Raw genomic sequence first — 16,098 nt, 5'->3', positions numbered from 1 at the left:
TTTTATAACAGACCTCCTGTTCTTCTTGTATTTATCTCTTGTCGAGATTATTTCTTCAGGTCGTTAAGGAGCGTCTTGACAGCTGTGATAAGTTGGTCGTCAATGCCTTTGACAATCTTTGCTGGATCGTTTGCCACCTTGATGTCGGGTTCGAGCTGAGTGTTCTCAAGGAAGTTTCCTTCTGCTGTGCGGAAGCCGACTACAGGGATGCCGAAATATAGGCTCGGGTCCTGGAGGGTTACCCAGTTGACTGAGCTCATGGTGCCGGGTACGGGCATTCCCACAATCTTGCCCAGCTTGTTGTGCTTGTACATCCAAGGTGTGCCGTGGGCGTTGGAGTAGTTTGCTTCACCGGTGATCATTATTGATGGACGGAGCCAACGCTTGGAGGGCATTTCGCCGCTCTTCACGCCACGAATTTCCTGTGTGAGATACTTCTTTCCGCTGAAGAGCACTTCGATGTCTTCGTGCAGGCGTCCTCCACCGTTGAATCGGGTGTCGATGATTATGCCTTCACGGTCGGCATACTTGCCGAGAACGTCGGCATATATGGCTCTGTAGGATTCATCGTTCATGGATTCGAGATGCACATATCCGAGTCGTCCTCCGGATATGGAGTCGACAATATGGCGATTACGCTCCAGCCAGCGATCATAGAGCATGGTGTTGTATGCGCTGTAGTTGGTGGGTAGGATCACTTCCTCGACCTTTTCGCCTGAGGGGAGGGTAAAGGATATAAGAGTCTTGGTGCGAACGCGTGAGTTGAGTGTCGTAAGCGGGTCAGTATTGCCGTTGAGCGATTCGCCGTCGATAGCAGTGATTACTGCACCTGGAGTCATGCGTGAGTTAGCGCGGTCGAAAGGTCCTTTCTTGAGTATTTCCGACACCTTTAGTCCGTTGCCGGTGTAGGTGAGATCGTAGAGAAGTCCGAGGGATGCGGTGGGTTCCTGGCTGCCGTTTGCACGGTATCCGCTACCTGTGTGGCTCACATTTAGTTCTCCCAGAAGCTCGCTTGCAAGCTCCGAGAAGTCATAATTATTGTTGATGTGCGGTAGGAATTTGCGGTAGTTTTCGCCGTAGCCCTTCCAGTCGACACCGAACATGTCTTTGACAAGGAAACGTTTTGCTTCCTGATCAACGATGAAATCATACATGTATTCACGTTCCTTGACAGGATCGATTTCCTGTGTTGCGTTGAATGATATGGTGGTCATGTTGCCTCCGGGCAGTGACATCTTGCGGAGTGTGGAGCCAAGTAGGAACAGGTTTTTACCGGCGGCATCTGCCTGGAGTGCCACTCCTCCTGATCCCATTTTCTTGAATAGGGATACATCGCCTTTGCGGAGATTCTTTTTCCACATGTCATAGCCGTTGTCGACGCGCGACATGAAGTATAGGTTCTCTCCGTCATTGTCTACATAGTTGTCGCCGAGGCTTGATGAGAATGGGGTAAGGCGCACTATTCGGTCGCATATTCCGTCGAGTTCCACATTGACGGCATCAGCAGGTTTTGTATCATCCTTCTTGGCGTCATCTTTTTTGGAATCCTTTTTATCTTTCTTTTTGTCCTTCTTCTTATCATCCTTTGATGCGGATGATTTGTTGTTCTTCTGTGACTTCTCTACTTCCTTGAGAAGAGCGAAGTCCTCGTCGGAAAGGCGGTATCGGTCATATGCCTCACGGTTGGTGAATACCATGAGCACATCTTCGGTGCTGCCCCACGAAGCATGGTTCTTCATGCCGTAACGGTCGCTTGAGAATATTATGGCATTTCCGTTCATCACCCAGCGTGGATTGGTGTTGATATATGCATCGTTGGTGATGTTTGTCATCTCACCATTGCTGACATTGATGATGGCGATATCGTAATATGGGTCGCGCTGGTGCACATCGATTGTCGCTGCGAGCCATTCGCTGTCAGGTGACCAGTCGAGTGTGATGCCTCCGTCGCGGGCAGTGTAAGTCTCGCCGTTGGTGAGAAGGCGGGTCTTGCGTGTCTTAAGATTGGTCACCCCTATCTTGTTGCCGTCCTGGATGAATGCCATTAGCTCACCGTTGGGTGACACGAGAGGGTTCTGGCGATCAATGTTGTCTTTGGCAGGGAATACAGGTGTTTCCTCTATAAGAGTGGCATTAGAGAAATTAGGATCATCTTTACGGCTGATGGTGGCACGATAGATGTTTTTATGTCCGTCACGGTCTGATGTGTAGTAGAGAGTACGGTTGTCGGCACCCCATGACGGATAGCTCTCTCCCTGAGGGGTCTTGGTGATCTGGCGTGTGGAGGGGTATTCCACGGAGGTGACGAATATGTCGCCGTGGCTCACAAATGCAACCTGCTTGCCGTCAGGCGATACAGCTGCTCCTGCGAGTGATCCGGCCTTGCGGCGCATCACTGGTTCCACATTATCAGTCACGATGTCGATTGCAACTTTGGCAGGCTTTCCACCTTTTTCGTTTACGGTGTAGATTTCACCGTTATAGGTGAAAGCAAGTGTGCCGTTGGCTCCGCGTGAGAGGAATCTCACAGGATGGGTGGTGAATTTGGTCACTGCCGACACTTTGGAGGGGTCAGAGAGCTGGAAGGAATATACATTGAAACTTCCTCCGTTACGTTCGCTGAGGAAATATACTGTCTCTCCGTCACCGCCGATAACCGGATTGCGGTCCTCACCGCCACGAGCAGTCAGGTTGGTGTGGCTGCCTGTCTTGGCATCGTAACGCCATATGTCACGTGTCACTGAGGATGTGTGGTGTTTGCGCCATTCGTTTTCGGTGCCTTTGTCGTCCTGATAAAGAAATGAAGCTCCGTCAGGGAGATAGCTGATGCTGAGTGCAGGCGTTCCGAGTATCTGTTGCGGACGGCCACCTTCAGCTGGGACTTTATAGAGCTGACCCATGCGTGAGCTTGGGTATATGAGGCTTGCGGCCGGAGCCTGAATGTTGGCGGAGTATACTACATATTTTCCGTCGGGGGTGAATCCCTGAGGGATCTCGGAGACAGAGTGGAATGTCAACTGACACGCCGGTCCACCTTTGGCTTCCATTATGTATATGTCCTGTCCTCCGTTTCGGTCGCTTGCAAATGCAATTGACTTTCCGTCGGGTGACCATACCGGAACAGATTCGTATGATTCAGCAGTGGTGAGCCGCTTGGCTTCTCCGCCGGCGGCTGGCACAGTAAAGATGTCGCCCTTGTAGGTGAACGCAATGGTCTTTCCGTCAGGAGAGATCTGTACATCCCTCAGCCACAAAGGAGTGGCAGCTGTGACTGTCATTGTTGCGGCTGCGAAGAGGATTGATGATACTAATTTTTTCATTTATCGATTGGTTTATGATGTCGTTAAGGTCTATGGCCCCCTTTCCAGCTCAGTCTTTGCAGGTAGTCAGAAAGCCATACTCCTGCAAGGATAAGTGCACAGCCTGCGCACCCTATTATTGTCAGGGGCTCGCTGAGGATGAGCACTGAGAATATGAGTGTGATTATAGGCTGGAAATATAAGTAGTTGGAGGCTGTGACTGCTCCGATCTTAATTACGGTGTATGCCCATAGGAGGAATGCGCCAAGTGAGCATATGAGCCCGAGAAACAGAAGATTGTAGATGACAGTAGGGCGCAACAGTATCTCAAAAGGGGCTATCTCAGCTTCGATAGACAGGAATGGCAGAGCGGTGAGAACACCATAGAAGAATACTTTGCGTGTTATGAATTTTGCATCGTAGTGGGCATTGAGCGGTTTGAGTAAGAGTCCGTATATGGCCCAACAGAAGGCTGCGAGCAGTGCAAGTAAGTCGCCCAACGGATTGATGCTCATGTTGAAACTGCTGTTGAATATCACCAGCCCGACACCTATGAATGCTATTGTCGATCCTATGTAAGCACCTTTGCCCGGACGGTCGGATTTATAGACTATCCCCACAAGCAACACTGTGAGCAGCGGAGGCAGAGAGGTGATGAGCGACACATTGCTCACAAGGGTATATTCAAGCGCGACATTTTCGGCTATGAAATAGACCGAGCCGGCAACTATACCGCATAGGACGAAGAGCAACTCGTCTTTAAGATTGTTGGCGATCAGACGCTTGTGGCAAATGCTGAGCAGAGCGATGTACGCGATGGTAGAGCGGTAGATGTAGATTTCGATGGGATGAAGCCCGTTGTCGAGCAATACTCGTGTGGAGATGAAAGACAGTCCCCATGCCGTGACAGAAAGGCAGGCGAAGATGTGATAGATCCAAAGATTGCTCTTTGCGGAAACGCGTGTTGTTTCCATAAAATGAGAACGTGTTTTAACCGGTATTATTTAGCGGTTGGTTGATGATTGAATAAACTTATTGCAAATGTACAATATATTTTTCAAAAGTCAAAATAGATAAAAGAGCGGGGATAGTGATTGTTTTCCATAGGAAAAACTTAATTTTGTAATTCGAAAATGTATTGATTCAGCAACCGTAAAAATCAGATATCTGTAACCATGAAAAAATTTAAGTCAGCCATTTTTCTTATGCTGTGTCCTCTTGTTATGTTTGGTGCATCGGGTGTAAAGCTTATCCCGGCTCCAGGAGCAACGAATGTCAATATCGACACACGTCTGTCAATGATTTTTGATATGCCACCATCGGTGGGTGATGCAGGTGTAGTTCGTATTCACGATGCCGCTACAGGAGCAGTGGTCGATTCGCTTGACCTTTCCATTCCTGCCGGACCAACCGAGTCAACCAAGCTTCCAAAACCGCCATATACACTTACTCCTTATCTTTACGACGGTCCGCGTCGCACAAATGCCGATACGGAGCCTGGCACTCCTTCAGGGTCGGCAGCCCGGGCTGCCGGATGTTATCAGTTGAACATTATAGGTGGATTTACCGACGGTTTTCATTTCTATCCTGTGATAGTCACAGGAAATAAGGCTGAGATATATCCGCACAATAATCTGCTTCAATACGGTAGGGAATATTATGTCACAATAGATCCCGGTGTTGTAAAGAGTGCGGATGGAAAGTTCAGAGGGATATTGAAAAGTGACGGATGGCGATTCTCCACCAAGCCTGCGTCTCCATCGTCTGAACAGCGTGATATCATCGTTGCTGCCGACGGTTCTGGTGATTTCAATACAGTGCAGGGGGCAATGGACTTTATTCCGGATAATAATCAGGAGCCTTATCGTGTGTATGTACGGAATGGAGATTATGAAGAGTTGGTGTATTTCCGGAATAAACGCGGTGTAACTATAGAAGGTGAATCCCGTGAAGGTGTGTATATACATTATCCTAACAATGAGGTGTTCAATCCTCATCCCGATGATGTTTCCACCAATGAATGGTCCGGTACATTCCCTTCACGCCGTGCTCCATTCATGGCTGATAATTGCACCGATATGATACTTAAGAATTTTACGGTCGCGACCACTTGCCGAGGTCAGGCTGAGGGGCTTCTGCTTATGGGGGAACGCAACACTGTAAAGGATGTCACCATCATCGGTGACGGAGATGCCTTACAGGTCAACGGATCTACCTATTTTGAGAATTGTCGCATCGAGGGGGGCGGTGACACCGTGTTAGGCCGTGGTCCGGCATTTTTCAAAGGATGTACTCTCACATCTCGCGGGCCGTTTGCGTGGATACGCAATGGCTCTGCTAACCACGGCAATGTATTTGTCGACTGTACATTTATCGGCGAAGATGGACACCTGCCTTGCCTTGCACGCACCAACGGTACATATCCGCATTGTGAAATGGTGCTGATAGATTGCCGGTTGCAGGGCATATCACCTGAAGGGTGGGGAGGCTTAGAGCGCGGTCCATACGACTATGTACGCTATTGGGAGTACAATTCCACCAATCTTTCTGATGGAAAACCGGCTGATGTGAGCCGTCGTGCTTCCGGGTCACGCCAGTTGAGCCTTCCGGCTGATTCTGCCGTGATACGTGCCTATCGTAATCCGCGTTGGGTGCTCGGATGGAAATGATATGAAGAAGCCGTCGTAACTCTCTGAGGAGGTGCAAAACGAATGCAGGATTGCTGCTACAAGCAATCCTGCATTCGTTTTGTATCTGTTAATGTCAGTTTTTTCAGTTCATTTCCAATCGGCGAGATATGGGTTGGCTTGCCGGGGAGCTACAGGTTCCTGATTGGGAGTCCAGTCTGCCATGTATTCATGTGTAGCCGACTTGTTGCTGGAGGAGTTGTCGGGTGTGGGCAGCGATATAGGAAGCCCATAACTTGAATAATCAAAAAATAAAGTTTCCATGTAGGTTCTGTTTAAAAAGTAAGAAAGAAAGCTGTATTTACGGTTGGTTAATGTTTAACAATCTGCTATGATATAATGTTCATAGAAAATGCAGGTTTAACATTTGTTGTCAAAAAAATGTTTTGTTAGATTTAGTGTTTCAAAAATATGTAATTATAATCGCAAAGATAATGATAAAATAAATGTTTTGCAAGTTTTTAACTTGCAAAAAGTAATAATAATGTATAAATAGGATTTGCCCGGAATGCCGGGCAAATCCTATTTATACATTATTATCGTGTAGCGTCTGTTACTTCTAAAGTGTGACTTCGCCGCATAGGTTTACAGCGAAGCGTGCTGCGACAGCCGAGGGTGTAAGTCCGAGACCGAATAGATACATGAGTTTAGTGATGGCAGCTTCGGATGTCATGTCATGTCCTGAAATGACGCCGCATCTGGCAAGGCGATCGCCGGACACGTAACGTCTGGAATGCACACCACCGTTGACACATTGGGTTACATTGACTATCACAATCCCGCTTTCCACTGTGTTCTTGATCTCTTCAAGGAACCAAGTGGCTGTCGGGGCATTGCCGGCACCATATGTGCGCAGCACTATACCCTTGATTCCCGGAGTGTTGAGGATATGGTGAAGTGCCTCTCTGCTCATCCCTGGATGAAGGTCTACCGTGATCACACCCCTGTCCATGTTGGTGGCAACGTGCAGAGGCCGACGTTCATTTGGCCTGCGCAATGCCTTTTCCTGGAAATGTATACCGAGTCCGATCTTGGCGAGTTCAGGATAATTATTGCTCTTGAAAGCATTGAAGTTGTCGGCACTCATTTTGGTGGACCGATTGCCTCTCCACAGATAGTTCTCAAACAGAATTGCCACTTCCTGTACCATCGGGTCTCCGTTGTAGTCGGTTGCGGCTGCAATCTGGAGAGCTGTGATGAGATTCTCTTCACCATCGGTACGTACCTCGCCTATAGGTAACTGGGAGCCTGTGATTATGACTGGCTTGTCAAGATGTGCGAGCATGAATGACAACGCCGAGGCAGTGTAGGCCATTGTATCCGTGCCGTGGAGCACTACGAATCCGTCGTAACGGTCATAATTGTCCTCAATTGCGTGGGCTATCTCTTTCCAGCCTTCAGGTCCCATGTCACATGAGTCGATGGGTGTGAACTGGATATTGTCGATATGATACTCAAGCATCTTGATTTTGGGAACGTTGTCGATGAGGTGCGAGAAGTCGAAAGGCTCAAGAGCCTTTGTCTCAGCGTTCTCGATCATACCGATGGTGCCTCCTGTATAGATGATGAGGATGCGAGGAGTATGTGCCATAACTGTTGATTATTATCCGGGCGTGTTACTATTATCCGATCTTTGACCCGGGGGCAACCTGAGCGGATGGGGTGAGGAGCACTATTGAGCCGTCGCTGTTTTCTGCGGAGAGGATCATGCCTTGTGATTCAATGCCTTTGAGTTTGCGAACAGGAAGATTGGCTATGAAGCACACCTGTTTGCCCACAAGATCCTCGGGGTTGTAGTATTTGGCAATGCCTGAGACGATGGTGCGTTTCTCCATGCCGTCATCGATGAGGAAGCGGAGAAGCTTGTCGGCCTTTGGTACCTTTGTGCATTCAAGCACAGTACCCACACGCAGGTCGCTGCGGCAGAAAGTGTCAAAATCCACATCCTCGGCCTGTGGTTCAGGTTTCCATGCTGCGATCTCATTGGCTTTCTTGGTGTCGAGCAGTTTCTGCACCTGAGCCTGGATGGTGGAGTCCTCGATCTTTTCAAACAGTAGTTCGGGTTTGCCGAGCTCGGTGCCTATGGATACGAGGTCGGTTTCTCCAAGTTTATCCCATCTCATGTCATTGAGATGAAGCATTTCAGCAAGTCGGGCAGTTGTGAATGGGATGAACGGCTCGAAGGCTATGGCAATGTTGGCGCATATCTGCAAAGCTACGTTAAGGATGGTCTCGGTGCGAGCCATGTCGGTCTTCACTACGCGCCATGGTTCTGTCTCCTGGAGATATCTGTTTCCTACTCGGGCTATCTCCATCGCCTGCTTGAGTGCTTCACGGAAATGGAATGTATCGAGGGCTTCGGTCTCGGCCTTTATGGCTCCCTTCATATCCTCAATGGCCTGACGATCAGTGTCGGTAAGCTCTCCGGCGGCAGGTACTACCCCTCCGAAGAATTTGTGTGTGAGGACAAGTGCTCGGTTGACGAAGTTGCCAAGGATCGCCACAAGCTCATTATTGTTGCGGGCCTGGAAGTCAGCCCATGTGAAGTCGTTGTCCTTGGTTTCGGGTGCATTGGCAGTGAGTACGTAACGTAACACATCCTGTTTGCCGGGCATATCCTTGAGGTATTCGTGGAGCCATACAGCCCAGTTTCGGGATGTTGATATCTTGTCGCCTTCAAGATTGAGGAACTCGTTGGCTGGAACATTGTCGGGGAGCTGGAAATTATCGCCGTAAGCCATAAGCATGGCGGGGAACACGATGCAGTGGAACACGATATTGTCCTTGCCGATGAAGTTTATGATACGTGTCTCGGGGTCTTTCCAGTAGCGTTCCCAGCTGTCGGGCATGAGCTCTTTTGTGTTTGATATGTATCCGATTGGTGCATCGAACCACACATACAGCACCTTGCCCTCGGCACCTTCCACCGGAACAGGCACACCCCAGTTTAGGTCGCGGCTCACAGCGCGTGGCTGGAGTCCTCCGTCGAGCCATGACTTGCACTGTCCGTACACATTGGTTTTCCATTCCTTATGTCCGTCGAGTATCCATTCACGTAGCTTGTTCTCCCAACGGTCGAGAGGCAGATACCAATGGGTTGTCTCACGCATCTTCACCGGTTCGCCTGTGAGTGCCGAACAAGGATTGATCAGGTCAGTGACATTCAGCGATGACCCGCAAGCCTCGCACTGGTCGCCATATGCACGCTCGTTACCGCATTTCGGGCAGGTGCCTATCACATAGCGGTCAGCAAGAAATTCGCCGCCTTTCTCGTCGTAGGGCTGTAGGGCGGTCTGAACAGTGAATTCCCCCTTGTCGTAGAGACGGCGGAAGAATTCCGACGCAGTGTCATGATGTATGCGCGATGTGGTGCGGGAATAGATGTCAAACGATACTCCAAGCTCTTCCAGTGAATCCTTGATGATGGCATGGTAGCGGTCCACTATCTCCTGAGAGGTGACTCCTTCCTTGCGGGCACGCAGAGTGATGGGCACTCCGTGCTCGTCACTGCCGCCTATCATCACAACGTCCTCGCCTTTGAGGCGCAGGAAACGTGCATATATATCGGCAGGTACATATACTCCGGCAAGATGGCCGATATGTACAGGTCCGTTGGCATAGGGGAGAGCTGTGGTTATGAGTGTGCGCTTGAAATTCTTTTCCATTGCGATAATTTTGAGCGATGTTTTTGATTTATAGTGCAAAATTACATCTTCCCCGCGACATTTCCAAGAGAGATTTTCAGTTTGGGTGATAGTGAATGAGCATGGTTACAAAATCAAAAGAGCATGGCCGCAGTTTATGTCGCGACCATGCTCTTTTGATTCTATCATGATTCTTCTGTGCATTGTCATGATTCTCTGATGTCGGAGTGTCAGTAAGGCTGCTCTTCTGTGAAATCGACTACACCTGGCTGGAACTCAATGGTGTCAAGGACGTAGGAGTTGTTTATGATTATATTGTAGATGTATGAGTAGCCCTGATTCCATGTATTTACATCTCCGGACAAGAGTGGGAACAGCATCTTTCCGCATGGGCTGTCTTCCACAAGTAGGTACTCAGGGGTGTATTCACTGGGCCATATCTTATTGCCGGTGGCCTTATCTATGATCTCGCAGTCCACCTGTATATATCCACCGGAGAATTGTCCGCTGTTGGTGAAATTGAATGCATCAAGTGGCTGTGGCACAAAGAATGAAGCTTCAAGATTGCCGCTGGTAACGTCGATGGGTGTGGAAGTCAATGATATGGAGGTGCCGTGATCGTAAAAAATCATTGCGTCCGATTTCAGATTCAGATTATTCCATATGCCTTCCGCTGTGGCATTGTTCGTTGACTCATCCGGAAGAGAGAAGTCACCCTTGAGGAAAATATTTTTCAGCAATACATGATAGACTTTTATGTTATATTTGCTGTTTGTGCTTGAAAGCATCACTGCCACTTTGCTCATAGCATGCCTGAACAGTAGGTTGACAGGTGTTGGGCGTTCATGCTGATTGAGGCTCACTGCATATATGAGGTCGGTGCTGCCGTACGACATCCCTCGTATAGTGTGGCTGCCGTCAGTGTTTTCAGGCACATCGCTGCGGATATCAGGACTTATGGCATAGAAATTGACAGCGGTCCCGGGCCAATACACAGTAGGAGAGTAGGTCCATGAGCCGCCTTCACGGCTCACCGTAACCCCATCCATCAGTATGGATGATTCAGTGTAGGCGTAGACAATGAATTTCTGAAGTGATGCGGTTGTCGTTGAGGCTGCACGTGACGCCTTGGGTGCTACAGCCGAAAATCCTATACCTGTCTGTGGAGTGTCAGGGCTGTTCTCTTCCTGGGTACAGGAGCCAAGGAGAAGAACTGTCATAAATGATGCCGCTATCAAAAGTCTCATAGTCAGAGATATTTAGTTTAGATTACAACAAATTGGCAAATCTAATAGTTCACAATCACCGTAGTCCATCCAGATACGCTTGGAGCAAATCCGCTGTTGCCTTCAATGGGTGGTGCGTAGGGGAGATGTATAGAGTCGATAGTAAGTTTTACGTTAAGAGGGTCGGATGCATTGCGGATCTCTTCCGTCTTATCAAAATCGTATTTTATAATATTGCCGTCCGAAAGTTTAAAGAACAGGAGTATGTCATTGGGCTCACTGGCAGGTGATCCGGGAAGTCCGAAGGTCAGGAACTCGGAACAGACTGCTGAGTCGGCAGACACGGACAGATCAAAAGGTATGCTCACTGCCTTTTCTGAATGGGTGTTGGTGTTGAGATTGATTCCCGATGCCATTCCTGACAGCAGACCTTTCATGCATGCTACGCCGCTTAGGTTTTCAATGTGGTTGATCAGTAGCGTGTAGCGGGCTACAATCTGCTGGGGATTAGTGATCATGTTCATGTCGGCGTTATGGATGAGATCTATTTTCTTGGCATATTCGGATGTTGTGTATTCCAGACAATTTGGGTCGAGTTTGACGAGTATGCTTGCGTCAGCCCACATCATGTCAGGCGATGCTCTCAGCTCGCCGATATGTGGATCAAACCCTATTGTCACATTCTTGGTAGTCGCGAATATATGTTCATTTTCATCGCTGACAAAATCTATCGATGCCGTATCGTCATTGAACATTATGAAGCTGTAGCTCCCTTCCGGAAGGGAGATTCTTCCTGCCTCTTTGCCGGGGAAATCAAAACGCCATGGCTCGCATCCGCTATCGTAAAAAAACAGATATGCCATGCCTTCCGGGTCGGCTGATGTGTCAGTACCCCAGTTGTTGGTGATTGAGAATCCTATATTTGCGTCCTCACATGGCTCCAGGTCATCGAATATGCAGGATGTCTCCGGCAGAGCGAGTGCCGAAGCTAAGAGTAAGAGGTATGCACGTTTGAACAAAGCCATATAGGACGTTACTTGCTATTTATAACATTCTCTATGGACGGAAAGTTTCATAACCAGGATGTTAAACTCTTTGGTCTATACCGTTGCATTATGCATGATATTTATAAATCTTGTGGGAATCGATTTTATACCGGAAAATACTTGTATCTTTGCCGATAGTTTCAAACTATTTATTTTATGGCTAAGGGTAACAAGTTTGTTCGCGGAGTGAAGATTGCCGTTGCGGTGTTGGCTGTATTGGTGATGTCAGTTTGGTCAATGATACTTTACAGCGATGCATTTATTGACTGGTGGATAGTCCCGGCGGTTACATTGGGTGTAGGTATTGCAACTGCGATACATATGTGGAAATGGTGGATTCCGCTCACGTGGTCGGAATCCGGGCTGTTCAATGGGATGTGCCATTCGGTGTTTTCCGCAGTGCTTTTGACATTTGCATTTTTCGCTCTTAACAATATGCTTGCCGATTCAGCGTCGGAACGGGCTGATACCGCAGTTGTGACAGGTCATTTCAGGGAAGAGCATCACCGTCACCGTCGTGTGGGGCGTAGATATGTTGCCAACGGTGAGGTATACTATACTTATAAGCTACAGTTGAAGCTGTCTGACGGCAGGACTAAGTTTGTGGAAATGCCATTGAAAAATTATCGCCGCATTCATGATGGTGACTCGGCATCGGTGGTGCTTCGTGACGGTCTTTTCGGAGTGCCGGTGTTTGATCACAAGGCTTTGGAGTTTCGCAAGGGCAATAGGAGTGATAGGCGTTGAGGTATCAGTGCAATGCTATGATAAGCCATGACGAGATGCTCATGTAGATCAGCATTCCGATAATGTCGTTGGTGATGGAGATGAACGGACCGGTGGCAAGTGCGGGGTCGATCTTGAGTTTTTCGAGTGTCAGCGGCACGAATGTCCCGAATACCGATGCGAACATTACCACGCAGAACAGTGATATGGATACGGCAAACGTGGTCACTTCGTGACCGTGACCTATGGTGAAATAGTTGTATATGAACACCAACAGTGCTATTATGCCGCCGTTGAGCAGTCCCACGCCAAGTTCTTTCAGCAGTTGCTGAGTGGATTTCTTGATGTCAAGTGAGCCATTGGCAAGGCCCTGTACGACTATCGCTGATGATTGTGTGCCGACGTTTCCTCCTGTGCCTCCGATAAGAGGTATGAACAGGGCAAGCGTGGGGTCAACTACGAAACCACCCTCAAATTTACCGAGAATAAACGAGTTGCACAGTCCTCCGATCATTCCGATCAGCAGCCACGGAAGCCGGGCTTTGGTCTGGGCAAATAGTTTGTCGTCGCTCTCCACATCATGGGTAAGACCTGATGCCAACTGGTAGTCTCGTTCGTTAGAGTCACGCACCTGGTCCATCACGTCATCGACTGTGATGCGTCCCAGCAGTCTACCGATGGAGTCGACCACAGGCATTGCCACAAGGTCGTATTTTTCAAAGTCAAGTGCCACTTCGTCGATGGGGGTGTCGGCTTTGACTGCCACAGGATCATCCTCCATGACATGTTTTATTTTCGATACTGATGGGTGGGTGATCAGTTTCTTTAGCGGAAGAGTGCCCTTGAGGCGGTCATCGTTGTCGACAACATAGACGTAGTATACCTCGTCCATGTCCTCGGCCTGCATTCTCATCTGCCTGATGCATTCGGGCATGCTCCAGTTCTCGTTGACCACGATCATTTCGGTGCCCATGAGTCCGCCAGCGGTGTCCTCGTCGTACTTCAGCAGGTCTATGATATCGCCTGCCTGCTCCACATCGTCAATGTGGCTGAGGATTTTTTCGCGTTCCTCCTCGTCAAGCTCCTGTATCACGTCAACGGCATCGTCGGTGTCGAGGTGCTCGATCTGCTTGGCTATGTCCTCGGCATCCATCTTGCTCAGGAGCTGCTGGCGTTCGTCCTCGTCAAGTTCCATGAGCACGTCAGCCTGAGTCTCTTCGTCGAGCAGCAGGTACAGGTATTCGGCCTCGTCAATGTCGAGCTCATGGTAAAGCTCGGCGATCTCAGCCGGGTGTAGGTCCTTCAGCTCATCGCGGGCTGCATCGTCGGCATGGTCCTCGATGATTTTTTGCAGATGATGGATGTATTCGGGGGTAAAATCTTTCATTGCTTGATGGGTGATGTGGTGAGCGATTGTTTATATCTCTCTACAGCCGCCCCGAAGTAGCGACCTTCTATCCGGCTGACGAGACGAGTTGCGTCAGCTCGATGAACTGAGCCACCGACAATTGTTCGGGGCGCAGAGCAAGCAATGGGGAGTCGGGCAACGGTACGCCGGCAGGGAACAGCCCGCGCAGTGAATTGCGGAGTGTCTTGCGTCGTTGTCCGAATGATGTTTTTACGATTGTCTTGAATAGACGTTCGTCACACCCGAGCGATGTCACGTCGTTGCGGGTCATGATGATTACGCCGCTCTTGACTTTTGGCGGTGGATTGAACACGTTTTCATCCACAGTGAAGAGGTATTTCACGTCATACCATGCCTGGAGCAGCACGCTGAGTATTCCGCGTGCCTTGGTGCCTTCGGGTGCGGCAAGCCTTTCGGCGACTTCCCGCTGTAGCATTCCGGAGCACACTGTCACCTGATCCTTGTAGTCAAGGACGTGGAAAAATATCTGAGAGGATATGTTGTAGGGATAGTTGCCTATCACTCCGAAATTTTTCCCATCGGGATATAGGGCGGAAAGGTCTATCTTAAGAAAATCGGCATCGAGGATTCTGCCGTTAAGTTCCGGGAAATTGTAACGCAGATATTCGATGCTCTCTCCGTCGATCTCGGCTACTTTGACATCATGCCCTTTGGCGAGCAGGTACTTGGTGAGCACTCCCATGCCTGGACCGACTTCAAGAACCGGAATCCCTTTCCATGGATCAATGGTGGATGCAATCCGCTCAGCCACAGACTCGTCTATAAGGAAGTGCTGCCCTAAAGCTTTTTTTGGCTTTACGGCACTTTCCATTTTGCGTGGACGCGGGCTGTTATGGCTGTTGCGGTCTCTTTTCATCATGACATGGGTTTTCGGACACAAAGTTACTTTTTTTCCATGAAATATCCGCCCAAACATTCGATTTTAATTATTTTAATTTCTTTCAACCATTGTTTGAAAAACCATACGTGTGGTAACGGCGTTTGTAATATTGAAAGCACGAAAGGAGTGTCGCTCATCCTGTTGGTGATGTTCTCTCCACGTAGGCTCTCACAATGTAGCCCGCAGGTCAGTGTACCTCAGGCTATGTGGAGTACCCTTCACCGGGTGGCTTCGCAGATTCCCGGCGCAGGGCAATTTCTCTACTTAAGTGGGGTGAGCGTCAAGTTCCGGTAATAGTTAAGGTCTTTAGCCGTAAAGACCTTGGAATGGCAGAAATGTTGCCGTTCCGTATCTACAACTTCGGCCCGGCAAGTGGAACCAGTGTCCCGCCGGGCCTTTTTTTGTGTATCTCTATTTTGTCGGGTTATAGCTGTCCTTGCTCTATGAGTGTGGCTACGCGCTCGATTATGGCGTCTTTGCGGTCTTTATCAGGTTTGTAGCTTGTGCGGAGGTTCACGCCGAACACTCTGCCGAACGTCTGCCAGAATCCAGCCCGGAATGATCCGAGGAATGCTTTCAGTATATTGTAGCTTGACTGGTTGGTCTCGCGGTTGATTAGCTTTATTAGCATCTGTGCCTGTGACTTGGTGAATTTCTTGAGCACCGGTTTGTATTGCTCAAACACGGCACTCTCCATCTTTTTCAGGTGGTCCTCCCGCTCTTTTTGTGTAGGGAATGTTTCGATGTACTCGTAGGTCTCGATTAGTGTCTCGCAAATGAGTTTGGCATATGGAAGAGTCTTGCGTACATCGCGTACGGTTTTCCAGTAGAATTCCTCCTCTTTCTTATTCTTGAATTTCTTCATGGGAGGGAACACTGTGACATCCGACAGCACAAGCATCAGGCAGTCCTCTCCATCTTCTCCAGGGAAGAGATAGTATCCCTGAAGGGCACGTTTCCGCCCGCCTCCAGCCTCTATTTCCTCAGCCGAAGGCACATCATTGCCCACGGGTGACTGACCGAAAGAGGGGATTAGAGTCAACAGGCATAGAATGCAGGGGATAATATGTCGAAATATAGCTGGCATATCTATATAACAACGAGAAATGAGCTTGTTTATTGTGTGGTTATTTTGTGGTATGAAAAAAATAATAGGGCAGG

General features: G+C 49.0%; 12 protein-coding genes. 2 read left to right on the top strand and 10 right to left on the bottom strand.

Annotated elements, in window-relative coordinates:
• Positions 1 to 47: 47 nt before the first annotated feature.
• Together EZ315_RS03210 and EZ315_RS03205 are read right to left on the bottom strand one after the other, a co-directional pair.
• Positions 48 to 3,320, bottom strand: a complete 3,273-nt coding sequence (locus EZ315_RS03210) for a S41 family peptidase (RefSeq protein ID WP_135470557.1) — start codon at positions 3,318 to 3,320, stop codon at positions 48 to 50.
• 23 nt (positions 3,321 to 3,343) lie between these two features.
• Positions 3,344 to 4,273: a DMT family transporter gene (locus EZ315_RS03205; protein WP_135470555.1), complete on the bottom strand. Its 930-nt coding sequence runs from the start codon at positions 4,271 to 4,273 to the stop codon at positions 3,344 to 3,346.
• 201 nt (positions 4,274 to 4,474) lie between these two features.
• Between EZ315_RS03205 and EZ315_RS03200 the strand changes: the two genes are divergently transcribed.
• Positions 4,475 to 5,968 (top strand): pectinesterase family protein, encoded by a 1,494-nt coding sequence (locus tag EZ315_RS03200; RefSeq protein WP_242452489.1) that lies wholly within the window; start codon positions 4,475 to 4,477, stop codon positions 5,966 to 5,968.
• 108 nt (positions 5,969 to 6,076) lie between these two features.
• Here the strand turns inward: EZ315_RS03200 and EZ315_RS16300 are convergent, their stop codons facing one another.
• The 5 genes from EZ315_RS16300 to EZ315_RS03180 form a co-directional block, all read right to left on the bottom strand.
• The gene (locus tag EZ315_RS16300) at positions 6,077 to 6,250 is read right to left on the bottom strand and encodes a hypothetical protein (protein ID WP_160658155.1); all 174 of its coding nucleotides are present in this window, start codon (positions 6,248 to 6,250) and stop codon (positions 6,077 to 6,079) included.
• A gap of 295 nt (positions 6,251 to 6,545) precedes the next feature.
• Positions 6,546 to 7,577 carry an asparaginase gene (locus EZ315_RS03195; protein ID WP_135470553.1) on the bottom strand — a complete coding sequence of 344 codons (1,032 nt, stop codon included), beginning with the start codon at positions 7,575 to 7,577 and terminating at the stop codon, positions 6,546 to 6,548.
• A 31-nt stretch (positions 7,578 to 7,608) separates the two neighbouring features.
• A complete protein-coding gene (gene metG, locus EZ315_RS03190) occupies positions 7,609 to 9,651 on the bottom strand; it encodes a methionine--tRNA ligase (RefSeq protein ID WP_135470551.1) in 2,043 nt (680 codons plus the stop codon).
• Between the two features lie 209 nt (positions 9,652 to 9,860).
• Positions 9,861 to 10,850: a fimbrillin family protein gene (locus tag EZ315_RS03185; RefSeq protein ID WP_160658152.1), complete on the bottom strand. Its 990-nt coding sequence runs from the start codon at positions 10,848 to 10,850 to the stop codon at positions 9,861 to 9,863.
• A gap of 68 nt (positions 10,851 to 10,918) precedes the next feature.
• Positions 10,919 to 11,881, bottom strand: a complete 963-nt coding sequence (locus tag EZ315_RS03180) for a DUF5119 domain-containing protein (protein WP_135470548.1) — start codon at positions 11,879 to 11,881, stop codon at positions 10,919 to 10,921.
• Positions 11,882 to 12,058: 177 nt separating this feature from the next.
• Here EZ315_RS03180 and EZ315_RS03175 point away from each other — a divergent pair, with 177 nt between their 5' ends.
• The gene (locus tag EZ315_RS03175; RefSeq protein ID WP_135470546.1) at positions 12,059 to 12,649 is read left to right on the top strand and encodes a hypothetical protein; all 591 of its coding nucleotides are present in this window, start codon (positions 12,059 to 12,061) and stop codon (positions 12,647 to 12,649) included.
• Positions 12,650 to 12,653: 4 nt separating this feature from the next.
• On the opposite strand, the gene mgtE is transcribed toward EZ315_RS03175, so the two are convergent.
• The 3 genes from mgtE to EZ315_RS03160 form a co-directional block, all read right to left on the bottom strand.
• Positions 12,654 to 14,015, bottom strand: a complete 1,362-nt coding sequence (gene mgtE / locus EZ315_RS03170; RefSeq protein WP_135470544.1) for a magnesium transporter — start codon at positions 14,013 to 14,015, stop codon at positions 12,654 to 12,656.
• Positions 14,016 to 14,082: 67 nt separating this feature from the next.
• Complete coding sequence (rsmA, locus tag EZ315_RS03165) at positions 14,083 to 14,916, bottom strand: 16S rRNA (adenine(1518)-N(6)/adenine(1519)-N(6))-dimethyltransferase RsmA (RefSeq protein ID WP_242452488.1); 834 nt, start codon at positions 14,914 to 14,916, stop codon at positions 14,083 to 14,085.
• Between the two features lie 445 nt (positions 14,917 to 15,361).
• Positions 15,362 to 16,024, bottom strand: coding sequence for a DUF4294 domain-containing protein (locus tag EZ315_RS03160; RefSeq protein ID WP_242452487.1), 663 nt, complete (start codon positions 16,022 to 16,024; stop codon positions 15,362 to 15,364).
• Positions 16,025 to 16,098: the final 74 nt, after the last annotated feature.

The organism is Duncaniella freteri (assembly GCF_004766125.1).
GTDB classification, from domain to species: Bacteria; Bacteroidota; Bacteroidia; order Bacteroidales; family Muribaculaceae; genus Duncaniella; species Duncaniella freteri.
Note: the sequence above shows the minus strand (reverse complement) of the source record. Positions and strands in the feature narration are given on the sequence as shown.